Genomic DNA, 25,173 nt, shown 5'->3' on the forward strand with positions numbered 1-25,173 from the left:
TTAAAAGCAACTGGCTTTATTCGTTATGTTTTACGGCTTAAATACATCGGCTTCTGATAGGAAACCATCCTTTATAACGGTATCACGAATATTATTTTTCGTAATGACAACTGGTGTAAGGAATACTGAAGGAATATCCGCAGCACCATTGTTGATCGTTGTATCTGTCTGGACTTTTTCCCCTTTGGCAACCTGGATTGCCATTTCAGCAGATTTAGTTGCTAGTTCCTTAATCGATTTATAAATAGTCATCGTTTGTGTTCCTTTGAGGATTCGGCGAATAGCAGCCAACTCAGAATCCTGTCCAGAGACTGGAACTTTCCCTGCTAAACCTGCAGAAGTTAAGGCATCAATAACTCCGCCTGCAGTTCCGTCATTCGCAGCGACGACAGCATTTATCTTATTGCCGTTCTGTTTTAAAGCATTCATCATATTTTGTTGTGCGACTTTAGGGTCCCAATCTTTCGTGTATTGATCAAAGACTAGCTTTATTTTTCCTTGATCGATCAGAGGTTTTAGTACCTTCATTGCTCCTTGACGGAACAAGATGGCATTGTTATCTGAATCCGCACCGCCAATATATGCAAAGTTTCCGCTTGAAACATTTTTTAATATTTCCGTTGCTTGCAGTTCTCCAACTTTCTCATTATCAAAGGAGATATAATAATCGACCTTGGCATTTTTAATTAATCGGTCATACGAAATAACCTTTACTCCTGCTTTATGCGCGATGTCGACGATTTTCGCAGATATCACAGCATCATGCGGGACAACGACAAGAACATCGACACCTTCTGCAATCAGTAATTCAGCCTGTTTGATTTGAACGTCATCCAGCCCGTTCGCTGCTAATGTTTTTACCTGACCGCCTAACGCCTTTACCTGTTCCTCAAATAATGCTTTGTCTTTATACCATCTTTCATCTTTTAACGTATCAATCAAAAATCCAACATATGGTTTATGCTCATCCGCGGTAAATTTAAAGTGATTTACTTTTTCTACCTTTTTAGATGGTGAAGCAGAACACCCAGCTGCCACTACAACAGTCAGTATGATGAATAACATATAAATTTTGTTGAGCACTTTCACTACGTTTCCTCCTTTCATTCTAAACTTAAAGTTTAAATCTATTGATTAATCCGTTCAGTCTTTCTACCATTTCCGTTAATCTTTGGGTACTTCCTGAAATCATATCAAGTGATGCAGCTTGCTGAACAACTGCTGCAGCAATTTCTTCAGAGGCTGCCGCTGATTCTTCTGTAATGGCCGCAATATCCACAATATTTTGATTCATTTCCTGGCTTGAGTGGTTGAATTTCACTAAAGTGGATGAAATCATTTTTACTCCGGAAGACATTTGGGAAACCTTCTCTTTGATTTCAGCAAATTGCTGCCCTGAGCTTTCAATTTGTGCACTACCCTTGCTGACCTCGTTATATCCATTCTGAAGGTTAGCAGCAATCTTCGATGTTTCTTCTTTAATAGTAAAAATAATGGACGTAATTCCTTCAACTGAATTGGAAACTTCCTCTGCAAGTTTTCGAACCTCTGTCGCTACTACGGCAAAGCTCTTACCAGCCTCACCAGCTCGAGCTGCTTCGATTGAAGCGTTTAATGCCAGTAGATTCGTTTGATCGGCAATCGATTTGATTACACTAATAATTTCTGTAATCGAATGGGTTTTGTTTTCTAAGCCCTGCACTAGGTCGACAGAATTATGCACCATGTTGTTGATTACTTGCATTTGATCCAATGAATGTTTCATTTGCTGGTTCCCATCAACGGCAGCCTGCAATACTTCGTCTGAAAAGCGAACCAGCTGCTGGCCTTGTTCACTGGCGCTTTGTATATTTTCATTAAATTCCATTGTTTGTTCGGATATTTTAGTTGCGTTTTCAGATTGCATTCTGGAACCGTTTGCCATTTGCTCAATTGAAATGGCAATTTCTTGACTTCCCATTTTTACTTCCTTAGATGATTCAAATAATGTACCAATTTGTTGATCCACATCTTTTGACACACTTGAAATTTCAGAGATCATCTCAAATAAACTTTGCCCCATGGCATTAATAGAGTTGGAAAGCTGACCGATTTCGTCTTTTCCTTGATATAATAAATCCTCATTGTTTAGTTCACCATTGGCAATATCATTACTTCTGAATACGATTTCGTTTAAATTTTTACTAATTCTTCTGCTCATAAAGAACAGTAGAATGAACGAAATAATAATGGAGCTAATTGCAGAAATGATGAGAATGATAATAAGCTCACCAAGATTTGACTTCGCTGTATTCATTTTTGTTTGACTTATTTCAATTGCTGAATTTTTAAGCTTATCCCCGAGTTTTGCTGTTTCATTTTTTAATTGATTCGCAGATTGTTGTAATTCCTTGTATTTATCAGTATTGATATCTTGTACCTTTGGAACAATCGTACTAAAAAAGTACTCATCCAGTTTGTTATTGTTATCAATCATTTGATTTAAGATTGTCAGCTGGTCGCTATTTAAATCTCCCCTTAATTTCTTTGCTGTGCTGACAAATTGTTTACTGTAATCAATATATTCACTTAGATCCTTATCATCAGATAATAGAATATATTCTGGTACTAATAAATACTTCTCTTGAAACAGGGAAACAAGGTCTGACGAATAGGTTGATACTTCATTTCTTTTAACTGCATCGTCCATATTGCCGCTTGTCTTATTAATGAATACACCTGTTACAATGATGGCGATTAAGAATGTAATCGTTATAAATAAGAAGATAACGAAATACTTGCCGCCAATTTTGATGTTTGTCCATTGTAGTCCGCCCAACAATTCTCTCTCCTTCGTCTTCATAGATTGCGAAACTTGGTACTAGAAATAAGTCTTAAAATGGGAATAGCTTTAGTCCATTAAAGGGGATATATTATATATCGGTTGTTTATTGTATAAGTTTAGAGACGCAAGGAAATTATTGTGAATAAATTCATAAAATAGTCACAATTCAAAAGTCCTATTAAAAAAACTGTAAGGTTCATTCTATTTAAGAAGAAACCTTACAGTTTTATTCTAAGAATTACTCAAATTTTTCAACATATTGTACCAAATGACTCCGCCATGATTCGAGCTGGAAATTCCCTTATTGACATACCCGTGATTTTCATAAAATCCAATTAGTTCTTCCTTGCATGTAAGAGTGACAGATTCTCGTTTATGGAGTTGCGCCTCATTTTCAAGGTGAGACAATAATGCAGCTGCAATCCCTCTTTTTTGAAAATCTGGAGACACAGCTAATCCCAATACGCTTTGATGACCACCAAGCGCCGGATTGACTTTAATTTCACTAAATAGATCATCCGTAATATATGGTTTTTCAATGACGGGGCCATTGATCAGGCCGACAATAACACCTTCTACTTCCGCCACCAGGAAACTATCGGAAATATATTGAATGCGCTTTTGAAAAGCATCTCTTGTTGCAGCTTCTTCCTTTCGAAAGCATAGATTTTCAATCATCACCAATTCAGGTAAATCTTCCAATTTAACTTTTCGTATTTTGACCATGCGTAACCCCTCCAAAAAAGTCGGCATTTTTTCTTCGACAGCAAATGTTGTCATATTTTCACTATCATTTTAATGGAAAAATAATGATAAAGTCTCTACTTATTTTCCTATTAACATTTTAAGATTTCCTTAATACTTTATGATAAGGAGGGATTCTTAAATGAAAATTTATTCCACTTCATATTTGTCTAAAGTCATATGTGCAGCTGTTTCTTTATTTTTTCTCTTTTCCATGTTTCATCTATATCAATTGCAAACTCTGACATCAGAAAACGTGGTGGTCTTTACGTTTTTTCTTACGCTTTGCTTTTTTCTATTTGTATACATGGATTCTCACTCAATTGAAATTGGAAGCGATTCGATTATTTATACTTGCTTTAACAAGAAAAGTTCTATGTTCTTTAATGATATTCATAAAATTGAAATCACATATTTTCATCAAAATATTCGAACGATTTCACCGGTTTTGCATATTATTGGAAAAATGAATAAAATTGAAATTCCCTACGGTCTTTTTGAAAGAAATTTTTTCGACATTCATCAGATGCTCCAACGAAAAGTCCCTCTAATAAAGAATAACAAATAATTCACACTCAATAAGAAGACCAAAGCAGCCCTCATTTGCTGCTTTTTCCCATGTTTATTCGGCCCCTGCTAAGTCTTATTTATACGTTACTCTAAAACCTGTTTTGACCCTCATTTCTGTGTTCTTTTCCACATGAAATGGCCAAATTTGAATGGAAGGAAGCATTTTTTAAGTCAACATTTCATACATAAAAAAGGAAATGCCGAAAGTCTCAAGGAGGACAGACATGATTCAACAATCAGTAAAAATCAATAATAAAGCAGGATTATATGCGAAGCCAGTTGATCAGTTAGTTAAAACAGCTTCAAGATTTAATGCGGAGATCTTCATCACCTATAATGGCCGAAAAGTGAATGCAAAATCGGTATTGGGGGTTTTATCACTGGCCATACCGAAACAATCAGAAATCGTAATCGAAGTGTCTGGCGAGGATGAATCGGAGGCACTTCGTGAAGTGATGGATACGTTGCAGAATGCAGATTAGATTTTTGATATGCAAACAGGGTAACCGATCTTGGTTACCCTGTTTCTAGTTCTTCAAAACTTTATCCGATCAGTTGAAGCCTTTCTTTGGCAGCCACATACTCTTTATATAACTTTTCGACAAATTCACCTGTGTCCGTGATTTCATGAATCGCACCAATTCCCTGTCCAGCTCCCCAAATCTCCTTCCATGACTTTGGCTTTGCACCACCCGAAAAATTCATCTTTGATGGATCACTTTCCGGAAGCTCATTAGGATCCAAACCGGCTGCACGGATGGATGGAGCCAGGTAGTTCCCGTGAACACCGGTGAATAGATTACTATAAACAATATCATCAGATGTACAATCTACAATCGCTTGCTTATAGCCTTCTACCGCATTCGCTTCGTTTGTCGCGATAAATGGCGAGCCGATATAGGCAAAATCAGCTCCCATGGCTTGGGTTGCCAGGATGGCATCACCTGTGGCAATTGAGCCTGATAGTGCAAGCGGACCATTAAACCAACCACGAATTTCCTGAATTAACGCAAACGGGCTCTTAGTACCAGCATGTCCCCCAGCTCCGGCAGCTACAGCAATCAACCCATCTGCTCCCTTATCAATCGCCTTATGTGCGAATGTGTTATTAATCACATCATGCATGACAATGCCTCCATAACTATGTATTTCGGCATTGACATCCTCCCGCGCACCAAGAGACGTGATAATGAGAGGAACTTTATACTTTTTACATAATTCCACATCATGTTCGAGTCGATCATTCGACTTGTGAACAATTTGATTAATCGCAAAAGGCGCAGCCGGTTTCTCAGGATGACTTGCATTATAAGAAGCAAGTTCCTCAGTGATTTCGGCGAGCCACTCGTCAAGTAATGAAGCAGGTCTGGCATTCAGCGCAGGCATGGAACCAACGATTCCGGCTTTACACTGGGCAATGACCAGCTTTGGATTGCTAATGATAAACAGCGGTGCCCCAATAACAGGCAGTCTCAAACCTTTAAGTATTGATGGAATGTTTGACATTTATTCAGTTCCCCCAATCAAATTTTCAATACAAATTTTTCCTGCTACTTAGATGTTTATTCAAGCAAAGAGTACATCAATTCACGTAAATACAAGCTGTTTTTTAGGATACTGGGCATTTTTGTGATCAAACGAAAAGCTTCAAAGGGAAGCGCTTTCATTAGAAACTCATCAATTTAATTCTACAAAAATAGAATAAAATCCTCTGAATGTTCCATTTTTTTCAGAAATACATAAATTGACAAAAAAGGGACAGCCAATTCGCAGGCTGCCCCTTTTACTTATATTAAATAATTCGAACGGAAATCATTCCGGAAATTTGGTTGATTTTGTTTTCAAGGCTTGAAATGATCTCCTCATTTACTTGATTGTCAATATCAATAAGGGTATAGGCATATTCGTTCCGGCTGCGATTTACCATGTCGGCAATGTTCAAATTATAGTTAGATAGGACGGTTGTAATCTGGCCAACCATGTTCGGAACATTTTGGTGCAAAGCTGCTACACGGCGCAAACCCGTATAAGGGAGCGCAACATTTGGAAAATTGACAGAGTTTTTGATGTTTCCTGTTTCAAGGAATTCCTTTACCTGGCGCGCTGCCATAATGGCACAATTATCCTCCGATTCTTTCGTGGAAGCACCAAGATGTGGAAGCGGAATGACATTTTTCATTTTAAGAATAGTTTCATTTGGGAAATCTGTAATATACATTCCAACTTTTCCGTTTTCGAGAGCAACTGCCATGTCTTCTTCATTAACAAGCTCTCCGCGGGAGAAGTTTAAAATATGGACGCCAGGTTTCATCAGGCTAAACGTAGCTTCATTAAACATTCCACGTGTATCATTGGTCAATGGAACATGGACCGTAATATAATCGGACTCGGCAAATAGCTGTTCAATTGTCATTGCACGTTGAACATTACGAGATAAATTCCAAGCAGTATCAACTGAAATAAATGGATCAAATCCGATGACATCCATATCAAGATCAAGTGCATCGTTAGCCACTAACGCACCAATCGCTCCCAGTCCGATAACACCAAGCGTTTTACCTTTAATCTCTTTACCGACAAATTGTTTTTTACCTGCTTCAACAAGCTTTGGAATTTGTTCGCCTTCTCCTTCTAATGACTTAGTCCAGGCCACACCTGCAAATAGGTTACGGGAAGAAGAAATTAATGAAGTAAGGACCAACTCTTTAACCGCGTTGGCATTAGCACCAGGTGTATTAAAAACAACAATTCCACGCTCTGTGCATTTTTGCACCGGAATATTATTCACCCCAGCGCCTGCCCGTGCAATTGCCTTTAATTGATCACCTAACTCCATTGAATGCATATTAAAGCTACGAAGTAAAATCGCATCTGGATTACTGCAGTCATTATCGATTGAATATTGCTCCTTTTTAAATACCTTTAACCCGCATTCTGCAATATTGTTTAAAGTTTTAATTGTCTTTACTTTTTTTAATGTGATTGTGTTCATCGTGTAATCTCCTTTTAGTTCAATTTAGTATTTTACAAGCCAATTGATGAAATGATGGACTAAGCGAAAACGATTCTCTTCACTATCCCTCCTAAATAACATAAAGAGGCAAGGGATAAATCCCTTACCTCTGCCCAGGCGAACGGCTTTTCGACCTATGTGCTCCCTCACGGTAATCCGTGTTTCGCCAGTCACACATAGACTTTTCATTTCTTCTATCTTAACAAATTTTCTAAAAACTTCAACCATAAATTTTGGTTATTTCTTATTATTTTGAAAATCTTTGTTTGTAAATGGTTTCATTTTTTTAGATTTATGATGGATACGAAACAATCTTGGTTCTGCAACAATTTTTTTGAAGGGAAAATTGCTCTTAAATTCTTTAAACGACCTTCTGCATGATTGATGAAGGACAAGGCTCGTTTTTGGCTTAATAAAAATGCTCTATGAAGGAAATTATTCAAACTGAGATTCTATATAATGGTCTTTATCCGCCCTATGAAGGACAATTTTCAAACTGGGATTCTCTTTAATGGTCTTCATCCGCCCAATGAAGGGCAATTCTCAAACTGAGATTCTATTTAATGTCCTTCATCCGCCCTACAAAAGACTAAATACACACCTAGAATCCCATTCGTCCAAGAAAATTCATGCCCAATCAAGTTATCCTTTTTCTTTTTTAAGAAACTCTTTACGCAAATCAACCATCTCCTTGGCTAAATCCTTTAACGTAATAGCTGTCATTAAATGATCCTGGGCGTGAATAAGGATGATGGGGATGTCAAATTCCTCTCCGCTCGCTTCTGCCTGGATTAGTTGGGTTTGGAACTGATGGGCTTTGGCCAGCTCACTTTCTGCTTCAGAAAGTTTTTGATCGGCATTTGTAAAATCTTTCTCTTTCCCGTGATAAATGGCCTCCATTGCCAAACTTCTGGCATTGCCGCTATACAAAATTAATTGAAAAGATAAATGATAAAGTTCCTCTTTTGTCAATATGTTTCACCTCTTTCATTTCAAATATCAAAAGCCTGCCATTAGGCAAGCTTCTTTTTTGATTAAAATTCTATTGACCTTGTTCCGCTTTAAGATTTTGTTTGTCCCACATTCTAAAAAATGGATAATAAATGGCGAAGGCGACAACTAGATTGATGACTTGCATTAATGCCCCTCTGATATTTCCGCCGGTTGCCAAATAACCGCCGATGATCGGAGGCGTTGTCCAAGGCACGGCGATCCCAGCTGTTTTCGGGGCAAAACCAATACTCATTCCAATATAAGTGGTTAATACCAATACTAATGGTGTTATGAGGAATGGAATGATCAACAAAGGATTCATAACAATGGGGGCACCGAACGTAATCGGTTCATTGATATTGAAAATGCCTGGACCAATCGCAAGCTTGCCCAACTGTTTCCCTTGCTGACTTTTGGCCATAAAGAGCATCATCAAGGCAAATGAAATAGTGGACCCCGATCCGCCCAAGTATATAAATATATCAAAGAATTGCTGCGTTACAATATTCGGAAGAGCGTGTCCTGCTTGAAGCGCAAGGCGATTTGCATCCGTTTGCGCCAGCCATATCGGCCCCATTACACCACCGACAATGGCGGCACCATGAAGTCCCATAGACCAGAGAAGTTGAACGAGGAAAACAGCGATCAAGGCACCTGCTAAGGATCCACCAAGACTGCTAAGAGGTTTTTGTAAAAGCTGGCCTACCACATTGTGAAGTGATTCAAAAGAAGTATTTTCAATAATCAACCGTAAAATCCAAACAACAAAGAGAACTAGAAAAGCAGGAAATAAAGCGACAAAAGACTTACTCACACTAGGTGGAACCCCATCGGGCATTTTTATGACCAAATTCTTTTGAACAATTTTTCTATAGATTTCCGTAGATAAGATGGCGATAATCATTGCCACAAACAATCCTTTGCTTCCTAAATAACTAAAGGCTAAAACCCCTGTAACTTGAATGGCTTTTGTTGCACCAACTGGGGTAAACATGGTGAAATAAGGGGTTGCCAGGACAAAGGCCGCAATCGATATTGCTCCGGCACTTAAAGCATCGACCTTATAATGTTCTGCAAGCCGGTAAGCAATTCCAAATCCAGCAATGAGAGCCATTATATCAAAGGATGCACTTACAGGATATAGAAGCTTTGTCATCCAGGCAGCACCAAAGGTTCGAGTCATAAAATCTGCGTATCCATTAATAGGCAGAAAAGCTAAAATTAAGAATAAAGAACCCACTATTAGGAACGGCATCGTCAGGATAATTCCATCACGTATTGCTTGCAGATGCTTCTGAGCAGCAATTCTTCCTGCAACAGGCATGACCTTCTCTTCTAACATTTGGTTAAATTTGCTCAATCTATTCACCTCTTCTGTGAAATTATGAACCAACCAAATTTCTCGCAAACTTTAAGACTTCTACCCCATTACATAATCCATAATGAACAGGATTTATGGCTTCAACCGGAATACCTTTTTCCAACCCTTTTTTCTTTAGTTGGGGAAGCAAGTAACGGACTTGGGGACCAACAAGTAATACATCTGCATCATCCAAATGAGCATTTACCGCATTTGCACTTACAGCCCAAATCTTTGCCGTAACCCCCTCTGCCTTCGCAGCAGCCTCCATTTTTGTTACTAATAGGCTAGTAGACATACCTGCTGCGCAGCATAGTAAAATGTTCATTTCTGTACCTCCGTTTTTTCAAAAAATGTAACCGTTTTCAAATAATCTTAAAATATAAATGCCGATTCAATCTTCACTCAATCGAATGATGAGTCCTCCTTCCCATCATGATGGAATACGCAATAAAAATATATGGATGAATCAAAGGAAATAGTCCAAATTATTCTTTCCGACATCGTGAAATTTAATGGGGGGATTGTCCCCCCTATTATTTTTCCATTAACTAACAATCATTAGGCTGATTCCCTTTGCTTTCTTTTTTCGCGATCTTTCTTTTTATTTGATTTTGATTTCGATTTAGACACTCTAAATAATAGAATCAAAGCCCCACTTAACATCAAAGACCATACCAGCGCGAATTTATTGCCAGTTAAATAAATCCCTGCTATGGGAACCATGATCAATAAAAGATTTTCCACGTAATAATTGGCTTTCATCGTAATGAGGATCAAAACTGATAGAATGATAAGCATCGAAGTTAAGAGATTATTCCCCATAAAGGATTGATGAAAATAGTTAACGTAGATGTAATAGGCATATGCTGCAAAAATGGCTAATAAAGAAAGATAAAATCTCGTGATCGCTTTTTTATTAAAAAGAATCCAAACGGCCATAAAATTGATTGCACCTGAAATTCCAATCACAAATAAATTATGATAGAGCAATATACTGCTAGGACCATTCATAAAGTTTAAAATAAACTTTATATTATAAAAAACAACAACTACTACCAAAATTTTAAATAGTAGTTTTACCCAGGACAGTTCCAACTTCTTTTTCTTTTTTGATGATTTGGCTCTTGACCGATAGCTTCCTCCCTTGCCGTCTATTTCATCCTCTTGTTTCGTCTCCATCATCCCATGTTTTTGGTCTATTTCTTCCGATGGACCCGATGTATGGTCATCGCTTTCTATGTATTCTTTTCCAGAACGTTTGGCGGCTCTTCGACTTGATCTTGACTCAAATTCCAATGAATATTCACCTCAGAAATATTTTTTATTATTATAACGTAATTCAAAAAATAGTGATTTAAAAAGACTGAATTAAGAATTTTCAATTAATCGTTTGACCTTTAATTCGGTACCTGTGTTGTCAACGGGCGTATAGACACTTAATCGTAAATCATTAGGTCCCTGGATTTGTAAAGAAGTTAGATTAAAGATCATTTTTCCGGCTTTTGCATGACGGAATTCAATTTGAATTTCCGGAGCAGAACTTACTTCCCCTTCATTCCATAATTGATGAAACTCTGGATAGCTTTCCTCCATCTCTTCAATAAACTTCTTGTACCATTGATCCGCAACATACTGACCGTAATAGGTTCGAAATATGGCAATGAACCCTCTTACAAAATGAACCCAATTAACTGCCAAGCTTCGGAATTCCTTTCTTGAAAATAACAATTGGATTAAGTTCCGATGCACTGCCGGAATTTGTTCAAAATCTAAAAAGATATTGGCGGCTGCCTGGTTCCAGCCTACTATAAAGCAGCGGCGGTCTGTTATGATGGTCGGGCAGTGACGTAGTTCATGCAGAATCTTTGTTAAAGACGGACTGATTTGAATTTCTTCTTTTTGCGAAAATTCCTGATGGGGGCCTTCTTCCAAAGCCAATGCATATAAATACTTTTTTTCATCAATACTCAATTGCAATGCATTTGAAATCGCGTCTAAGACAGACGTGGACACCTTAATATCTCTTCCTTGCTCAAGCCAGGTATACCAAGTTGTGCTTACACCAGCCATCTGAGCCACCTCTTCCCTCCGCAGACCCGGAGTTCTCCTGCGTGTGCCTACTGGAAATCCAGCCATTTGCGGAGTTAATTTCGATCGTTTTGCTTTTAAAAATTCTGAAAGTGCTTGAAGTCTATTTTCAGGATTCATCTAAATATCCTTTCCTCTACATTATCATGGTACTAATTATACTATTATAAACAACAACTTGTAATAGGATAACTTTCAGTTAAAATAAAGAAAAATATGAATTGGAGGAAAGAACATGAAGCGTGTAGTGATAACATGAATGGGCGTAATCTCCCCAATTGGCCATGATGTGGAGACATTCTGGAACCATCTAATAGAAGGAAAATCAGGTATATCAACGATTGATACGTTTGACGCTTCCCAATCTAAAACTAAAATCGCCGGAATTGTTCGGAACTTTCAACCGGAAGAGCGATGGGGAGCAAAAGAAGCCAGACGATTAGACCGTTTTGCCCAATTTGCACTGGCTGCAGCCAAAGAGGCAATAGAAAAGGCTAAATTGCAATTGGACAAAATCGATCGAGATCGTTTTGGTGTATATGTGGGTTCCGGCATTGGAGGAATTCAGACCTTTATTGATAATGTCAATCTATTAAATGATCGCGGTGCTGGAAGAGTTAGTCCCCAGCTTGTACCGATGATGATCTCGAATGCAGCCGCAGCACAAATCAGTATAAAATTTGGTGCCCATGGCCCTTCTCTATCGCCGGTAACCGCATGCTCCATCGGCAACACAGCCATTGGGGAAGCATTTAATACTATTCGCAACGACGATGCCGATGTGATGATTGCAGGTGGGTCAGAAGCGGCCATCACTAATTTATCATTGGCTAGTTTCGGCAACGCCAAGGCATTATCAACAAGAAATGAGGAACCAACCCGGGCTAGCCGTCCTTTTGATGCCGACCGGGATGGTTTTGTGATGAGTGAAGGATCAGGAATCCTGGTGCTGGAATCATTGGAACATGCTTTGCAGAGAAATGCCGCCATCTTAGCTGAAGTGATCGGATATGGAGCCAGCTCCGATGCTTATCATATGGTCGCTTCACATCCGGAGGGAAAAGGCGCCTATTTAGCTATGAAATATGCATTGAAAAAGGCTCATATTTCACCAAGTGATGTAGATGTCATCAGCGCCCACGCTACCAGTACACAGGTCGGTGATCTTTCTGAAACCATGGCCATTAAGAAGTTGTTTGGCGATCATGCCTATCAAATTCCAATTACTGCTAATAAGTCAATGCTCGGCCACATGCTTGGCGCTTCAGGAGGAGTCGAAGCAATCGCTCTAGTTAAAAGCCTGCAACATGGAATCATTCCGCCGACGATCAACATCTTCCAGCAAGACCCTGCATGTGATTTGGATTATGTAGCAGAGGGAGCACGAAAGACTCCAATCACAATTGGTTTATCCAATTCCTTCGGCTTTGGCGGACATAATTCAGCAATTGTATTAAAAAAATACCAATAAGAAAATCTTGTCGTTTACATTTTTATTAAAACAAATAGGGGGTACGATCGTAATCCCCATGTGACCAATTTATTAAAATGGCTTTGTTAAAGAACGTTGTTGATTACATCAACAGCCATGTTTAACAAAGCCAATAGCATTTATAAAATCTACTTTCCAACAAAAAAACCCATTCCCAAAATCACGATCGACATAATAAAAAAAATAAAATTCAGTGCAACCCCTTTTGGAACAATGTTTATTTCTGGTTCCGGTTCTTGATCTTCCATTTATGCACCTCCAATGATAAATTCCTTTTCCATATAAAATATGAAAGTGCAACATTTTCGTACAGGACAACCCTTCCTGATTATTAAAATTTACCGAAAATAAACATGATGATGAAAAACAGAATTCCTCTCGAATGGATGCCTTATTTACCCAGATATTGTTCGAGGAATTTTACGATTTCTTTATAAGCCGTACGTTTATTTTTAAGTTTTACGAATTGATGTCCTTCATCATTGAAGCGGATGAATTCAACCGGGTGACTTCTTTCTTTTAACTTATTCACCATTTGTTCAGCCTCTTTGATTGGAACGCGTGCGTCATTTTCCCCGTGGAGAACCAATAGCGGAGATATAATGTGCTCTGTATGATGTAATGGATCAATCTGATCAAAGAATCTTCCATCTTTTTCGATCGTTCCATATTCCGCCTCCCTTTGTTTCTTGCGCCATGGGCTTGTTGTTTGGAGGAACGTTCTAATACTCGAGATGCCGACAATATCAACGGCCGCAGACCAATATTTTGGAAAATGGCAAATCGCTGCAAGAACCATAAACCCCCCATAGCTGCCACCCATGATGCCAATCTTATTAAAATCGATGTTTCGATTCAGCTTCAACCATTCCACTAATGAAACTAAATCTTTTACAGCATCTAATCTTTTCTGAGCATCATCCAAATGGGTATACGTTTTTCCGTAGCCCGTACTGCCCCTAACATTTGGAGCACAAATAGCATAGCCAAGATTGATTAAGTATTGAATAATAGGGTTATAAACCGCACGGCTTTGGCTCTCAGGTCCACCGTGAAGATAAAGGACTACTGGCAATTTAGTTGAGGCGTTTTTAGGTTGATAGTAAAATGCGGGAATTTGGAGAGTGTCAAAAGAACGGTAGTTGATGAGTTCCGGCTCCGTCATTCGCTCATTAAGAACTGGCGAACGGGATACGTATGTAAGCCTCGCTGCCTGAATGGTTTGAAGGTCAAGTTCCCATATATCAGAAGGATAGGCCGAACCGTTAAATTCATAGGCCAATTTTTTATTATCCGGAGAAAATTTTAAATTAGAAATGACACCCATGGGTGTTTTCCATGTATAAATGTTACTCGTATTCAAGTCCAGGATCATCCCCTTGGAGATGCCCCCTTCATTGATCGTATAAGCCAGTTTGTTTTGATCCTGATTCATTGCCAGACTTTCAAAATCCCAATTTCCACGCTCCAGCCAACTTAATTGCTTCGTTTTTAAATGAATCAGCGCAAGCCCAAAGAATTCTCTGTCTTTATTGGTTAAAACATAAATATGATCTCCATCTTTATTGAAATGGGCGCTTTTAAAGTTGGCCTCACCGGTATGTTCGGTTACCCAATTTAATTTTTTCGTTGAAAGATTCAAAACTCCCAAATCATTATCAAGTGGTGTGTTTGTCTTTTGAATTAAAAGTGAGCTGCCATCAGGAGACCACGTAACAACGGAAAACATCCCATTACCACTGTAAACAAGACGAACTTCTAACGTCTTCAGATTTTGAATATAAATATCCAAAAAAGCAGAATTCTGGCGATTGCTGGACCAGGCAATCCACTTTCCATCAGGTGAACTTCCACCGTACAAATGGACATGTTCCGGTGATTTCGTCAGCTCAATGACCGTGCTGTCCTCCTTAAGTAAGTACAATTGCTGTTTTTCATTTCCATCCACATCCATGCCAATAATGAGATCAGTTGTGCCATTCACATATTTAATAAGGCTGACTCGATCCTTTGTAAAGGAAATTTGGGCAGGCCACCCCTCCCCTCGATCGAGCTCCCATACTTGCGGCAAACCAGTGTAATCAGCAATAAATCGAAGCTTGTTTCCTACAGGTGCGTACACAGGATCTTTTGCTGTACGAACATGTAAAAAAGGTTCCAATCCAATAGCAGCCATAAATTTCCCCCATTTTAAAAATAAATGAACAAGTCACGAACGGAATACTCTCCCATTCATTTTATTTAACTGCAGGGGGAAATTATGCTCTTTAAGTAATTCTTAATCCTTTTTCAAGATTATTCATTTCTGCAAAGTTTGTCTTTAATAGCGTTTCACAAGATAAAAACCTCTATGTATTTGGCGCAGATCATGCATTATTTATAAAACTGATTAAAAACAATATTGAGCAGCCAAACAATACCCAGGGAAACCAAGAGGTATGTGCTTAGGTAGCTTACAATCGCCAATGTAATTTCCTCCATCAGTTCCTTTTCCTGTCAAATAAATATCTCAAGAAAAGAATCTATTATTTTAAGTGTTAGTATAAGGTTTAATGGACTCTTTCACGTTGTGAATCGATCGGACCTGCTTTTTGCAAGAAATTACTTTGCATATTTATACAGAAAGAATAGCAATCGAGCTTAATTACATTAATTTCCCCCTTTAACATTCATGTTTTCTCTTTTCCTTATACTGTTGCCATTATAAACATACGGATTTAAAAAAGTTGTCGATTTATCTGAATTTACTTTTTCTCTAATAAATTGTTAACTTTCTATAAAAAAAGAAAAACGCTAGACTCTTTTGACAAAGAGTGCAGCGTTTTACATTTCGTCTATGTAATAGCCCACACAATTTCACTAGTGATGGCTGCTGCGTTCCCGCCCTGACCCGTTCTGAGTGTCCTTGTTGGACTATAATTGAGCTAGCTGGAATTGAACCAACAAATATCGCAGAGAACTTCGATGCCTTACCAAAGGCGTTAGCTCCGAAACTGAATATCTGGAGGAGAGCAAGGGATTTGAACCCTTGAGACAGGGTTACCCGCCTACACGATTTCCAATCGTGCTCCTTCGGCCACTCGGACAGCTCTCCATAATGGCTCCGCAGGCAGGATTCGAACCTGCGACCGATCGGTTAACAGCCGATAGCTCTACCACTGAGCTACTGCGGAATAATCCTTATCATTTGGTGCGGGTGAAGGGAGTCGAACCCCCACGCCCAAAGGCGCCAGATCCTAAGTCTGGTGCGTCTGCCAATTCCGCCACACCCTAAGTCTGGTGCGTCTGCCAATTCCGCCACACCCGCAAGAGTACTTTAACGATCCTTAAATCATTATGGCAGAGAAGAAGGGATTTGAACCCTCGCGCCGGTTGCCCGACCTACACCCTTAGCAGGGGCGCCTCTTCAGCCTCTTGAGTACTTCTCTGTATGAAAAAGCATTTCTTGAAGTTCCGTAAAGAACTTACAAATAGAACTATATCATCTATCCGAATTGGATGGTAGCTGTAAATTTTGGTAGTCCGAAAGTCCTGGTTATAACCTTACTTTTATGGATACCTTATTAACGATGGTTTTCAATTCTATCGGTGACGGTTTATATTTCTTGAATAGGTTTTGCGAGTTGTCCTTCTACCTCTCTATGAAGAACAAAATTCATTCTGGATTCTTCGATTTGTCCTTCATCCGCTCTATGAAGGACAATATTCGTAATTAACAGAACCAAAAAACCGGACATTCATTGAAATGTCCGGACTTATAGGGGATTCAGAATCGCCCCTTCATTATTTTTGTTTTATTGTCTCGACGTATGCTTCAGAATCAGCCTTCCTTAGTGAAGCTTTTCGGACTAAAACGAAATAGGATAGACATGCCAGTAAGCTTGCGCAGAAGATGACAACGCCCATTGGTATGCCTGTATAGGCTCCACCTAATCCTACTAATGGCGCTGATAATGATCCAAGTACAAATGGCAATAGCCCAAGTAATGCAGAGGCACTGCCAGCGATATGTCCTTGTGACTCTATAGCTAATGCAAATGAAGTCGTCCCAATGATACTGATGGATGATACAAAAAAGAAAATTGGGATGGCGACGGCGAAAAGTGGTGCTTTTAATAAAAGAGTGATAAGCAACAATACAGCAGCGGAACAAGAGATTCCTAATCCAATTTTTAAGAAAGTCCGTTCTGGTATCTTGTCTGCCAAACGGCCGACTGACTGACTCCCAATAATCAATGCAAGCCCATTCACCCCGAATAGTAGGCTAAATTGTTGCGGGGTAACCCCGTAAATATTTTGATAAACAAAAGGAATCCCAGATACATAGGCGAAAATTCCAGCAGTGGTAAATCCTTGTGTAAGTGCATAACCGATAAATGTGCGATCCCTGAACAATGACCCAAAATTAGTCAAAATTTGCGGCAAATTACTTGGGACCCGTTTTTCTGGCTGCAGCGTTTCTTGTAATTTTAATGACACAGTAAAGATTAACACTAAACCCACACATGCCAGTGCAATAAATACTCCATGCCAAGAGGTAAATGCAAGAATGCCGCCCCCTGCAATTGGTGCAATTATTGGACCAAGGTTCCCCACCAACACCATTAACGTAAAAAACTTCGTCAGTTCCCTTCCGCTAAAGAGATCTCGAACAATAGCTCTGGAAATGACAAGACCGCCTGAAGCAGCAAAGCCTTGAACTAAACGAGAGATAATCAAGAAATAGATATTAGGTGCAAATGAACAGGTTAAGGAAGCCAGAATGTACAAGCTAATAAAGAATAGCAAGGGTTTTCTGCGCCCTTTCACATCACTCAACGGCCCGATGATCAGCTGCCCCAAACCGAGACCTAATAAACAGGAAGTTAAACTAATTTGCACGAGTGAAGCTGTGGTATGAAAATCTTTTACAATAGTTGGAAATGAGGGCAAATATGTATCTATTGTAAAAGGTCCTAAAAGACCAAGTGACCCTAAAAGTATTGCAAGATGTATTCGTTTCTTTCCACTAAGATTATTCAAATTCCCTCGCCTTTCTCTATTAATAGTTTATTAGATGGTGCAACCTGTTCAAATCTCAGGAGGATGACAATGAGTCTTTTCTCGATTCGATCTCCCCATGCGTCCCATGTTTAACAACTGAACAAATTTATTTCGATATCCTAAATGAAATATGGTTCATTATAACCGAATCTTACTTGGGGGTAAACCATTTTATGTAATAATGATGGAAAATCATTTTTCTCTTCCACTATTTTCATTGGAGATTCTAATAAAATTCTAAGAAAGGCTTATTATACTGATCCTCGAATAGACAAGTGCCTTGTCGATTCAAAAATAAATGTTTGGGGGAAAGAAAATGGAAAAAAAGATTTTGCCTCTTTTGCTTTTGGTCATCGCTTATCAATGGATCATTGCTTTTTTTAACAAAGTCGTAACCAAAAACTTTTTTAACGAATTGCACAAACAAATGAAAGGTTCCGTTTCAGATATTACTTTTCATCCGTATGCAACTCTATTCAAAAATGTAGGCATCCCCCACTTCCATTTATTTGGAACAATGGTTATGCTAAGCGAGTTATTTGTGGGTGTTGTGTTCCTTCTGTATTCAATTCAAAAATTGATGGGGAAAAATAATCATATCATCGCTAAATTGGGATTAGCAGCAACAGTTATTGGGGCTTTTATGAATTTAAATTATGCTCTTTTAGGCGGAGATACGCTTTTTGTTAGTTCAGATAATGCGTTTCAAGAGGCTATTTCTGTTGACTGGTTTATGTTCCTTATGCAAGTAATCCTAATCGGTCATTTTTATACAGCTTCCGTCAAAAAAAATCAAGAGAACGAGATCCATCAAGCGGCTTAAAAAAGCAGTGCATAACAACATTTCCTATTAATCCAGAAAATGCCTGATAGCATCAATTAAGTGTGTCACACGCTTGATTGGTGTTTTATTTATTTTAATAAGAAACAAAATAAACTCCAGAACATAGAATAAATAAAACTATTTTCACGGGGTGTTGTCTTTGACTCAACATATTACTACAGGTCCTCATCCGGGACAACCTGGAGCTTGTATGGCTCATTATAACCACCATACCTATAGCCATACATCTCAAAACCACAATCCAAATCACCATTTTTCCAACCACAATCACAATCACACGAATCCATATATGCAATATGGAATTTCAGCATGGAGACCGCCAGGGGCCTCGTTCCCTCATTTATACTAAAGAATAAAATGAGCTATTTGAATAATTGAATTCAAATAGCTCATTTTCTATTGTACATATCTTTATCTAGTCCAAACGTCATCGGAAAGCTTGTCCGATACTGCGATTAATCATTAGCATTTGGCCACCTAATCAATCATCAACTGGGAAAAAATCGTTTTTGGACTTCCCCTAATTTAGCAGTCAACGATCCGATTTCAGTGGTTGTGGCAGCCCCCATGTGATTTGCAAATTCAAGATATTTTGTTAAAGCCGTTGGGTCAGTTGGTCTGCCCTTTTCATGAAAGCCATATAAGAGCCCCGCCATGAATGCATCACCGGCACCATTTGTATCAATGGCCTCTACCTTAGGCGCAGGTGCGTAAGTGTATGTTCCTTCTAGAACTGCAACCGCACCTTTCTTTCCTTGTGTAATAACTAGGTAAGGAATCTTCCAGGCAGCCATTTTCTCTAACCCGTCCTCAAGTGAAGTGGTTTCCATTAAAAAACACAACTCATCTTCGGCAAGCTTGACAATATCCGCATGTTTAAGGAATGACAAAACCGTTTTACGGCAATGGTCCTCACTTTCCCAACGCTTTAGACGAAGGTTTGCATCAAATGCAATCAGATTGGTACATTCTTTGGCGTAGATTAATGCCGTTTCTGTTGTCCTTTTTGCATTTGTTTGAAAAAGGGTTCCCGAACCAAAATAAAAGATTTTTGCTCGTTGAAAAGCTTCGATTTTTAATTCATCTGCAGTCAGTACCTCATCCGGGGTTGGATTGATGTAAGAATGGAAACTTCTTTCCCCCGTTTCTGTTAGATGTACATAGACGCCGCATATTTTCTTTGATACCGTTCGGATCGTAAATTCAGTATCGATCCCTTCCCTTATAAATTCCTCTTTGACAAATTGGCTGATTGAATCCGTTCCCAGTTTACACAAATAATAAACTGGCAGTCCCAGTCTGCTAGTGCCCACAGCCAGATTCACTGTGGCCCCGCCCAAAAACTGTTGATAGTTTGTATTTGTACAATCTGTGGCAATATAATCCACAAATGCTTCTCCTAATGAAATAATCCCTTTCTTTTTCAAAACCAACCTCCTGCAATAAAAGGTGTACCACCATTATCAACTATTTATCATATCCTATTTTCATTTGCACGTAAGAGAAAAGCGATCGTCACAATGGTAATTTTTGCTGGTCCTATGATTTCCTGCTATACTCAACCTATCTCTATATGATCAAGGTGAAAAAGCGATGAAACGTTACGCAAATTTGGATGAAGTTAAAAGCAATAAATCATTTAAAGATCTACGAAAATGGCAAAAAGAACGAAGAACTAAGGTTAAAGATTTATCAGTAAATATCGAACAATCTCCCGACAAAAAAATCCAAGCGATTCAGGAAAATAGAAGCCAAACCTCTTATACGTGGATTGGGCATTCTTCCTTCTTAATTCAACTGAACGGACTGAATATTTTAACGGATCCGGTGTACGCCAAGCGAATGGGATTTGAAAAACGGTTAACAGAGCCGGGAATCGCTCTTGCAGATCTTCCGGAGATTGATTTGGTGGTCATTTCTCATGGCCATTACGATCATTTGGACTTCCCTACGTTAAAAAACATAAAAGGAGATCCTCACTTTTTTGTACCTGTTGGGTTGCAGTTCCTTTTCAACAGAAAAGGCTACAACAAGGTAACGGAAATGAACTGGTGGGATCAGTGCTCAATCGGAGGTTTAACCCTTCATTTTGTTCCTGCCCAGCACTGGACGCGCAGAACTTTGACCGATATGAATTCCTCCCATTGGGGAGGATGGATCTTCCAAACCGAGCAGGAAACGTTCTATTTTGTTGGGGATACCGGCTATTTCATAGGCTTTAAACAAATTGTCGAACGTTTTTCTATTGACACCGTTTTTATGCCGATTGGCGCTTACGAACCAGAATGGTTTATGGCCCCCGCACATATTTCGCCAGAGGACAGTGTCAAGGCATTTATAGAATTAAATGCCCGTTATTTCGTCCCAATGCACTACGGCACCTTTCGTTTAGCGGATGATACCGGACCCGAAGCATTAGAAAGACTAAAACGAGAATGGAAAAAGCAGCAACTTCCTCAGGAACAATTAAAAGTTTTATTAATTGGTGAAACGGTTATGTAAAGGACAAATCCGCTACTAAGTGCGTTCCTCCAAACTGTTGTACTGCACAATCGGACCGAGGTGACGAAAAGGTGCTGCCGCCGCCTCCAATAGCTGTTCTGCTTCCTTGTAGGCTCCGGCAGGAAGCAGATCCAACTGACGATGTCCTGCATTACCGCAGCTGTATACTAGCAGAAACCCGTTCGTCTCCCATATTTCAAATCGAAACATATACCAGTGGTTGGTCATATCCAGATACATACCGGAGCGGAATGCTTTTTCCTGAAATCGGTGGAAGGCAAACTCTGCTTTCGCCCCGTTGTAAGATCTACCAGACTGTAGAACAACTGGATCTCCTTTTGTATAAAGGAGTTCCATCCCCTCTAAGGTCGACATCCTTGTCACCCTTTTTGATGCCAAGATCACTGGAGACCGCTTACTCACTCCTAACTCACGATATTCCAAGATCCCACTTTCTTCCCATTTCACATGAAGTTCGGCTTCCTTAAGCAAATTTGCCCACTTTCCGACATCTCCAGGGTTTTCCAATCGTTCACATGAAAGAAACACGCCATCCTCTGTTAACAAATGATCGATAATTTGTATGTACTGAATGTCGCCATACAACGGATTTTCTCTTAAGTATTCCGGCAGTGACCAATACTTAGATATGAAAATCGGTCCCATAATCTCATGAAAGGTCCTTACGGAAATTATAAGATCAAAAGAATCTTTCAAAAAGCGCTCCGTTAACTCGTTAAAATTCATTCGATGAAAACTTACGTTCGTGAGCCCCTGCTTTTTAGCCAGCTCCTCGGCACAATTGATTCCGTTCACGGACTGGTCAATGCCTATGACCTCCGCATCCGGAAACCAAGTAGCATACCAGCAAGCCAACAACCCATTATCACAACCAATTTCCAATATGCGTTTAGGTTTTAGTTGTTTTTGCTGGTTAAGCCAATTCAGGAAGGACTTATGAAAGGACCTGGTCCATGATTCTATCGTCAAACTTAAGGGAAGTGAATGATTCTTGACTTCATATAGGCTCCCTTTCTTTTTTCGGCTCATAAGTGGCGCAAGTTCTTCCGCGATCACGGGGTCCACTTTCGTCACATTCTTCCAAAAATCTCGCTTGCTATTGCAGTCGTTGATTCCAAGCGACTTAAAATAGGCTCCAATACTATGTTTCGTCTCTAATGACATATTATTATCTCCCATTTAAGGCTATCATTTTTTCATAAATGACCATTTATATAAGTTAGTATTAGTATCTGGTACTAATTATAACATAAAAATAAGATTACCTCCTAATTTTACTGCGCAGCTTCATGAATAACCCATGAGAATACTGGTGATATTATCAGAGAATCAGACTTCCGATTATCCGAAACATGACGATCCCTTTTGTTATGAACAAAAGGGATCGGAGCTTTTCATTCACTATTTTTTAGTAGGAGGAAATTCATTGGACTCTTTAACATTTGTCCTGTTTGGAGCAACGGGAGATTTAGCGAAAAGAAAAATTTTCCCTGCATTATACCATTTGTCTATGGACCAAAAGCTCCCCAGTCCCATTTCCATTGTTGGACTTGGCTTTGAAGAATTATCCGATGATGATTTTCAGGAAAAAGTGAAAGAATCGCTTGAAACTTTCGCGAAACCATCAAAGGACGATGAAAACACGGTGAAGGAATTCCTTGCTGCCTTTCGCTATAGCCGACTGGATGCCAAAAAGCCGGAAGATTATAAAAAACTGCTGGATTTGGTCAAACAAAGAGAATCAGAGCTGCAAATTAAAGAGAATCGCCTGTTTTATCTCTCAGTAGCTCCTGAGTTCTTTGAAATCATATCTTTAAATATTAAAGATAGCGGTCTGGGAGATACAAATGGATGGAAACGTTTGATGATTGAAAAACCATTTGGCCATGATTTGCAATCTGCCCGCGAACTGAACGAAACATTAAGTAAAACGTTTGAGGAAGATGAAATTTTTCGAATCGATCATTTTCTTGGCAAACCAATGATTCAAAACCTAGAAGCCTTGGAATTTGCAAATCCGGTTCTCCAGTCGATCTGGAATAATGAACATGTGGCAAATGTTCAAATTACCGCTAGCGAGACAGTGGGCGTAGAAAAAAGAGCTGGATATTATGATCATACCGGGGCCATTAGGGATATGGTCCAAAACCATATGCTGCAAATGGTCATGGTAACCGCGATGCGCCTTCCTCAAAAGGTAACGGGTACTGAAATACGCAATGAAAAACGCAAGGTCGTTGAAGCTATTCGCCCTATGAAAAAAGAAGAAGTTCAAGCCCATATCATTCGCGGCCAATATATTGCAGGTGAAATGGAAGGACAACCAGTCCCGGGCTATAAACAAGAACCAGGAGTGAATCCTTCATCCCAGACCGATACGTTTGTAGCTGCCCGGTTATGGATCGACAATTCTTCCTGGAAAGGAGTTCCCTTCTATATTCGAACAGGCAAACGAATGAAGGAAAAGTCCACACGGATCGTTATTGAATTTAAAAATCCATTAAAACACCATTTCGAAGAAGACGATAAAGAGGATATCGCCCCAAATCTCTTGATCATTGAAGTCAGTCCGGATGAAGAAGTTTCCTTACAATTAAACAGTAAGAATCCATTAAAAGATGGCGAAATCGAGCCGGTTCGAATCCATTATTCAGCAAAACATAAAGGGGTTCCTGAAGCATATGAATGGCTTATTGATGACGCAATTGCAGGAGATACTACCTTTTTCGCTCATTGGCGCGAAGTGGAACTGTCATGGGAATGGGTTCAGCCAATACTGGATGCATTTGAAGAAAATTCGCTCCCCCTCCATGAATATAAATCAGGCACTTTTGGTCCTGAAGCCGCCAGCTCCCTGATCAAGGAAGAAGGATTTCAATGGTGGCTGGATGAGTAGCAGCATAACATTCTCTCTGGGAAAAATAAAATAGACCGTCAATTGACGATCTATTTTTTATGCAATGATTTATAAAAGACATGATCCTATTCAAATTCTTTTATTTCCCCTTGAAATCTGTCATATTGTTTCATTGCTTGAATAGTATCTTCTATTTCGTTCATAAAATGATGGAATAAGGACACATTCCCTGATTCACTGAAGTTCTTTTTATCGATGGAATTCAGCAAAGAAATGGCGGCTTTAAATTTTAAATCGTCATAAAAAGGAATGTCACTGTCCCCTCTGATTTCACCGATTACTTCCAGATTCCCCAAATCATTTTCCAGCTGAAATGTGCATTTTTGCGTATGATCAAAGCCCAACGGTGATCGCTCCTTTTATAAAGATGGAAAGTCTTATAATAATTAGATAATGGAATATCATATCCATAATAATGTTTTAAATACGACTAATAAGATGATCACTTTTTGGGATACTATCATCGAGGTGATCATAATGAACCTGAATAGAGTGAAGGAAATATTAGCATCCGAAGAGGAAATATCGGTCCATTATCACGGTATACCAGTTTGGATTGACAGCATTGAAGACACTTCCAGCATGGCGTTAGTTTGCCAAAGAGGAACTCACGATCAAAAAAGGCTGGTCTCCATTGATAATTTGGAGGAAACTTAAAAACAATCTGTTGTAAATGAACATAGTTTTTCACACAATTTGTGAACAGCTGTGAACTAAGAAAAAGGGACCTCCCTGAAAAAGTGAGGTCCCTTCTACTAT

23 protein-coding genes, 4 tRNA genes, 1 other RNA gene and 1 riboswitch are annotated in these 25,173 nt (G+C 39.1%); of the genes, 7 read left to right on the forward strand and 21 right to left on the reverse strand.

Features of this window, described 5'->3' with window-relative positions; all coding sequences use genetic code 11:
• Positions 1 to 30: 30 nt before the first annotated feature.
• The 3 genes from HPT25_RS20595 to HPT25_RS20605 form a co-directional block, all read right to left on the reverse strand.
• Positions 31 to 1,065, reverse strand: a complete 1,035-nt coding sequence (locus tag HPT25_RS20595) for a sugar ABC transporter substrate-binding protein (protein WP_173071337.1) — start codon at positions 1,063 to 1,065, stop codon at positions 31 to 33.
• Between the two features lie 49 nt (positions 1,066 to 1,114).
• A complete protein-coding gene (locus HPT25_RS20600) occupies positions 1,115 to 2,818 on the reverse strand; it encodes a methyl-accepting chemotaxis protein (protein ID WP_173068548.1) in 1,704 nt (567 codons plus the stop codon).
• A 237-nt stretch (positions 2,819 to 3,055) separates the two neighbouring features.
• Positions 3,056 to 3,550, reverse strand: a complete 495-nt coding sequence (locus HPT25_RS20605; protein WP_173068552.1) for a GNAT family N-acetyltransferase — start codon at positions 3,548 to 3,550, stop codon at positions 3,056 to 3,058.
• Positions 3,551 to 3,710: 160 nt separating this feature from the next.
• On the opposite strand from HPT25_RS20605, the gene HPT25_RS20610 reads away from it, so the two are divergent.
• Together HPT25_RS20610 and HPT25_RS20615 are read left to right on the forward strand one after the other, a co-directional pair.
• Positions 3,711 to 4,136 (forward strand): hypothetical protein, encoded by a 426-nt coding sequence (locus tag HPT25_RS20610; protein ID WP_173068555.1) that lies wholly within the window; start codon positions 3,711 to 3,713, stop codon positions 4,134 to 4,136.
• 226 nt (positions 4,137 to 4,362) lie between these two features.
• Positions 4,363 to 4,620, forward strand: coding sequence for an HPr family phosphocarrier protein (locus tag HPT25_RS20615; RefSeq protein WP_173068558.1), 258 nt, complete (start codon positions 4,363 to 4,365; stop codon positions 4,618 to 4,620).
• Between the two features lie 61 nt (positions 4,621 to 4,681).
• Here HPT25_RS20615 and HPT25_RS20620 read toward each other — a convergent pair whose 3' ends face one another.
• The 7 genes from HPT25_RS20620 to HPT25_RS20650 form a co-directional block, all read right to left on the reverse strand.
• Positions 4,682 to 5,644, reverse strand: a complete 963-nt coding sequence (locus HPT25_RS20620) for an NAD(P)H-dependent flavin oxidoreductase (RefSeq protein ID WP_173068561.1) — start codon at positions 5,642 to 5,644, stop codon at positions 4,682 to 4,684.
• Between the two features lie 286 nt (positions 5,645 to 5,930).
• Positions 5,931 to 7,130 (reverse strand): phosphoglycerate dehydrogenase, encoded by a 1,200-nt coding sequence (locus HPT25_RS20625; RefSeq protein WP_173068564.1) that lies wholly within the window; start codon positions 7,128 to 7,130, stop codon positions 5,931 to 5,933.
• A gap of 125 nt (positions 7,131 to 7,255) precedes the next feature.
• Positions 7,256 to 7,335: riboswitch (ZMP/ZTP riboswitch) on the reverse strand.
• Between the two features lie 458 nt (positions 7,336 to 7,793).
• Complete coding sequence (locus HPT25_RS20630) at positions 7,794 to 8,123, reverse strand: PTS sugar transporter subunit IIA (protein ID WP_173068568.1); 330 nt, start codon at positions 8,121 to 8,123, stop codon at positions 7,794 to 7,796.
• Between the two features lie 70 nt (positions 8,124 to 8,193).
• Positions 8,194 to 9,504 carry a PTS cellobiose transporter subunit IIC gene (celB, locus tag HPT25_RS20635; RefSeq protein WP_173068571.1) on the reverse strand — a complete coding sequence of 437 codons (1,311 nt, stop codon included), beginning with the start codon at positions 9,502 to 9,504 and terminating at the stop codon, positions 8,194 to 8,196.
• A gap of 22 nt (positions 9,505 to 9,526) precedes the next feature.
• Entirely contained in the window at positions 9,527 to 9,832 is a 306-nt protein-coding gene (locus HPT25_RS20640; RefSeq protein WP_173068574.1) for a PTS sugar transporter subunit IIB, read from the reverse strand.
• 233 nt (positions 9,833 to 10,065) lie between these two features.
• On the reverse strand, positions 10,066 to 10,803 hold the full coding sequence (locus HPT25_RS20645; RefSeq protein WP_173068577.1) for a hypothetical protein: 738 nt from the start codon (positions 10,801 to 10,803) through the stop codon (positions 10,066 to 10,068).
• A gap of 72 nt (positions 10,804 to 10,875) precedes the next feature.
• The gene (locus HPT25_RS20650) at positions 10,876 to 11,715 is read right to left on the reverse strand and encodes a helix-turn-helix transcriptional regulator (protein ID WP_173068580.1); all 840 of its coding nucleotides are present in this window, start codon (positions 11,713 to 11,715) and stop codon (positions 10,876 to 10,878) included.
• Between the two features lie 139 nt (positions 11,716 to 11,854).
• On the opposite strand from HPT25_RS20650, the gene fabF reads away from it, so the two are divergent.
• Entirely contained in the window at positions 11,855 to 13,066 is a 1,212-nt protein-coding gene (gene fabF / locus HPT25_RS20655) for a beta-ketoacyl-ACP synthase II (RefSeq protein WP_246277249.1), read from the forward strand.
• 412 nt (positions 13,067 to 13,478) lie between these two features.
• Here the strand turns inward: fabF and HPT25_RS20660 are convergent, their stop codons facing one another.
• The 8 genes from HPT25_RS20660 to HPT25_RS20690 all read right to left on the reverse strand — a co-directional run bounded on the left by HPT25_RS20660 (position 13,479) and on the right by HPT25_RS20690 (position 18,109).
• Positions 13,479 to 15,263, reverse strand: coding sequence for a S9 family peptidase (locus tag HPT25_RS20660; RefSeq protein ID WP_173068583.1), 1,785 nt, complete (start codon positions 15,261 to 15,263; stop codon positions 13,479 to 13,481).
• Positions 15,264 to 15,922: 659 nt separating this feature from the next.
• Positions 15,923 to 16,007: signal recognition particle sRNA small type (ffs, locus tag HPT25_RS20665), an RNA gene on the reverse strand.
• A gap of 82 nt (positions 16,008 to 16,089) precedes the next feature.
• Positions 16,090 to 16,181 (reverse strand) — tRNA-Ser (locus tag HPT25_RS20670).
• Positions 16,182 to 16,185: 4 nt separating this feature from the next.
• A tRNA-Asn gene (locus tag HPT25_RS20675) sits at positions 16,186 to 16,260 on the reverse strand.
• A gap of 15 nt (positions 16,261 to 16,275) precedes the next feature.
• Positions 16,276 to 16,394, reverse strand: a tRNA-Leu gene (locus HPT25_RS20680).
• Between the two features lie 30 nt (positions 16,395 to 16,424).
• Positions 16,425 to 16,515 (reverse strand) — tRNA-Ser (locus HPT25_RS20685).
• A 168-nt stretch (positions 16,516 to 16,683) separates the two neighbouring features.
• Positions 16,684 to 16,824, reverse strand: coding sequence for a hypothetical protein (locus HPT25_RS28455; RefSeq protein WP_217269780.1), 141 nt, complete (start codon positions 16,822 to 16,824; stop codon positions 16,684 to 16,686).
• 46 nt (positions 16,825 to 16,870) lie between these two features.
• On the reverse strand, positions 16,871 to 18,109 hold the full coding sequence (locus HPT25_RS20690; RefSeq protein WP_173068586.1) for a multidrug effflux MFS transporter: 1,239 nt from the start codon (positions 18,107 to 18,109) through the stop codon (positions 16,871 to 16,873).
• A gap of 337 nt (positions 18,110 to 18,446) precedes the next feature.
• Between HPT25_RS20690 and HPT25_RS20695 the strand changes: the two genes are divergently transcribed.
• A complete protein-coding gene (locus HPT25_RS20695) occupies positions 18,447 to 18,953 on the forward strand; it encodes a hypothetical protein (protein WP_173068589.1) in 507 nt (168 codons plus the stop codon).
• 509 nt (positions 18,954 to 19,462) lie between these two features.
• Here the strand turns inward: HPT25_RS20695 and HPT25_RS20700 are convergent.
• Positions 19,463 to 20,401 (reverse strand): carbohydrate kinase family protein, encoded by a 939-nt coding sequence (locus HPT25_RS20700; protein WP_173068592.1) that lies wholly within the window; start codon positions 20,399 to 20,401, stop codon positions 19,463 to 19,465.
• A 166-nt stretch (positions 20,402 to 20,567) separates the two neighbouring features.
• On the opposite strand from HPT25_RS20700, the gene HPT25_RS20705 reads away from it, so the two are divergent.
• The gene (locus HPT25_RS20705; RefSeq protein WP_173068595.1) at positions 20,568 to 21,476 is read left to right on the forward strand and encodes an MBL fold metallo-hydrolase; all 909 of its coding nucleotides are present in this window, start codon (positions 20,568 to 20,570) and stop codon (positions 21,474 to 21,476) included.
• 15 nt (positions 21,477 to 21,491) lie between these two features.
• Here the strand turns inward: HPT25_RS20705 and HPT25_RS20710 are convergent, their stop codons facing one another.
• On the reverse strand, positions 21,492 to 22,661 hold the full coding sequence (locus HPT25_RS20710; protein ID WP_173068598.1) for a methyltransferase domain-containing protein: 1,170 nt from the start codon (positions 22,659 to 22,661) through the stop codon (positions 21,492 to 21,494).
• Positions 22,662 to 22,923: 262 nt separating this feature from the next.
• Between HPT25_RS20710 and zwf the strand changes: the two genes are divergently transcribed.
• Entirely contained in the window at positions 22,924 to 24,393 is a 1,470-nt protein-coding gene (gene zwf / locus HPT25_RS20715) for a glucose-6-phosphate dehydrogenase (RefSeq protein ID WP_173068601.1), read from the forward strand.
• A gap of 86 nt (positions 24,394 to 24,479) precedes the next feature.
• Here zwf and HPT25_RS20720 read toward each other — a convergent pair whose 3' ends face one another.
• Positions 24,480 to 24,758 carry a hypothetical protein gene (locus HPT25_RS20720; RefSeq protein ID WP_173068604.1) on the reverse strand — a complete coding sequence of 93 codons (279 nt, stop codon included), beginning with the start codon at positions 24,756 to 24,758 and terminating at the stop codon, positions 24,480 to 24,482.
• Positions 24,759 to 24,807: 49 nt separating this feature from the next.
• Here HPT25_RS20720 and HPT25_RS20725 point away from each other — a divergent pair, with 49 nt between their 5' ends.
• Positions 24,808 to 25,071, forward strand: coding sequence for a small, acid-soluble spore protein, H family (locus HPT25_RS20725; RefSeq protein WP_246277250.1), 264 nt, complete (start codon positions 24,808 to 24,810; stop codon positions 25,069 to 25,071).
• Positions 25,072 to 25,173: the final 102 nt, after the last annotated feature.

Origin of the sequence: Neobacillus endophyticus (assembly GCF_013248975.1) — a bacterium.
GTDB lineage: Bacteria > Bacillota > Bacilli > Bacillales > Cytobacillaceae > Neobacillus > Neobacillus endophyticus.

Coding starts and splice junctions, on each gene's coding strand:
- HPT25_RS20705 (WP_173068595.1), top strand. CDS start 20,568: ATGAAACGTTACGCAAATTTGGATGAAGTTAAAAGCAATAAATCATTT.
- HPT25_RS20650 (WP_173068580.1), bottom strand. CDS start 11,715: ATGAATCCTGAAAATAGACTTCAAGCACTTTCAGAATTTTTAAAAGCA.
- HPT25_RS20625 (WP_173068564.1), bottom strand. CDS start 7,130: ATGAACACAATCACATTAAAAAAAGTAAAGACAATTAAAACTTTAAAC.
- fabF (WP_246277249.1), top strand. CDS start 11,855: ATGGGCGTAATCTCCCCAATTGGCCATGATGTGGAGACATTCTGGAAC.
- HPT25_RS20660 (WP_173068583.1), bottom strand. CDS start 15,263: ATGGCTGCTATTGGATTGGAACCTTTTTTACATGTTCGTACAGCAAAA.
- HPT25_RS20620 (WP_173068561.1), bottom strand. CDS start 5,644: ATGTCAAACATTCCATCAATACTTAAAGGTTTGAGACTGCCTGTTATT.
- HPT25_RS20605 (WP_173068552.1), bottom strand. CDS start 3,550: ATGGTCAAAATACGAAAAGTTAAATTGGAAGATTTACCTGAATTGGTG.
- HPT25_RS20595 (WP_173071337.1), bottom strand. CDS start 1,065: ATGTTATTCATCATACTGACTGTTGTAGTGGCAGCTGGGTGTTCTGCT.
- HPT25_RS20615 (WP_173068558.1), top strand. CDS start 4,363: ATGATTCAACAATCAGTAAAAATCAATAATAAAGCAGGATTATATGCG.
- HPT25_RS20695 (WP_173068589.1), top strand. CDS start 18,447: ATGGAAAAAAAGATTTTGCCTCTTTTGCTTTTGGTCATCGCTTATCAA.
- HPT25_RS20610 (WP_173068555.1), top strand. CDS start 3,711: ATGAAAATTTATTCCACTTCATATTTGTCTAAAGTCATATGTGCAGCT.
- HPT25_RS20725 (WP_246277250.1), top strand. CDS start 24,808: ATGGAATATCATATCCATAATAATGTTTTAAATACGACTAATAAGATG.
- HPT25_RS28455 (WP_217269780.1), bottom strand. CDS start 16,824: ATGTCCGGTTTTTTGGTTCTGTTAATTACGAATATTGTCCTTCATAGA.
- HPT25_RS20710 (WP_173068598.1), bottom strand. CDS start 22,661: ATGTCATTAGAGACGAAACATAGTATTGGAGCCTATTTTAAGTCGCTT.
- HPT25_RS20640 (WP_173068574.1), bottom strand. CDS start 9,832: ATGAACATTTTACTATGCTGCGCAGCAGGTATGTCTACTAGCCTATTA.